Genomic DNA, 1,386 nt, shown 5'->3' on the forward strand with positions numbered 1-1,386 from the left:
TTATCGAAAATTTGGGTCTAAAACCCCGTCCTTTAACGAAGTGGAGGACGGCTTTACACATACTCAGTAAGCGTGTAAAATAATTTCATGCTAAACATGACGTGGGAATTCAAACTACAACCAACTCCAGAACAGGTCGATACTATCGAGCGGATATTCGCTGTGTGTCGTTCTGTATGGAACTTTGCTTTGCGGGAGCGCAAAGACTGGTTGAATTCCCGCAAGTCGCCTGTAAATGCTTGTTCCATCGAACAGGAGTACATACTCCCTGCTGACAAGCCATACCCTAGTTACCACACTCAGGCTAAAGGATTGACTCTTGCCAAAGAGCAATTTCCCCTCCTCACGAGCGTACATTCGCAAGTATTGCAACAAGTCTTAAGAACGCTGGACAGGGCATTTGAGGACATGAGAGCGAAGAAACTAGGCTTCCCTCGTTTCAAGAACAAATACCGAATGCGATCGTTTGTGTTTCCTCAATTGGGCAAAAATCCAATCAATGGAAGTTTGCTGAAATTGCCTCAACTAGGGTGGATTCGTTTGCGCTTGTCACGCCAAATCCCAGGGGAATTTGAAATTAAACAAGCCAGGGTTGTACGGCGGGCATCGGGATATTTTGTCATGTTGTTATTACAGTTAAATGTATCAGTGCCAGATACACCCATATCCGGTCATCCGCGAGGTTTGGATTTAGGGTTTGATAAATTTGTAGCTACTAGCGATAACGAGCAAATTGCTAGACCTCGCTTCCTGCAAACTCTACAACGCGAGTTGAAATTACTGCAACGTAGATTAAAGCATAAAAAGAAAGGGTCGAATAACAGACATAAGCTCAATCAAAAAATAGCCAGAATTCATCAACAGATTACTGACACTAGGAAAGACTGGCACTTTAAGTTAGCCCACCGTATGAGTGACGGCGCAGGGATGATATTTGTTGAAGACATCGACTTTCGCTCTTGGGCCAGAGGAATGTTGAGTAAACATAGTGCCGATGCTGGATTCGGTCAATTCGTCAACATACTACAATGGGTGTGCTTTAAACGAGGTGTTTTCTTTGCCAAGGTAGACAAGGACTACACATCACAACAATGTCCTGAGTGTGGGACGCATACGGGCAAAAAGCACCTAGACGAAAGAATTCATTCTTGTCCAGTGTGTTTCTTTACTGCATCGCGTGATGTGGCAGCGGCACAGGTGGTTAGAAATCGTGGGTTGGAACTAATTTCTGGGCTAGGGCATAGCCTGGAAGTAAAACAAACTGTCTGTGGACTGGATGCGGCGGGGACTGGTGGTAACGTCAGTCTAGCTGGCACAGGACGAAGCAGAAAACTCAAGAAGTGATTCTTGGGAATCACCGTCCCTTTAGGGCGGTGAGGATGTCAA

Annotated in this window: 1 protein-coding gene; it reads left to right on the forward strand. The window is 45.3% G+C overall.

Features of this window, described 5'->3' with window-relative positions; all coding sequences use genetic code 11:
• Window positions 1–87 precede the first annotated feature (87 nt).
• A complete protein-coding gene (locus tag QUB61_RS39465; protein WP_333136928.1) occupies window positions 88–1,344 on the forward strand; it encodes a transposase in 1,257 nt (418 codons plus the stop codon).
• Window positions 1,345–1,386: the final 42 nt, after the last annotated feature.

Source organism: Microcoleus sp. C2D2 (assembly GCF_036702495.1).
Lineage (GTDB): Bacteria > Cyanobacteriota > Cyanobacteriia > Cyanobacteriales > Microcoleaceae > Microcoleus.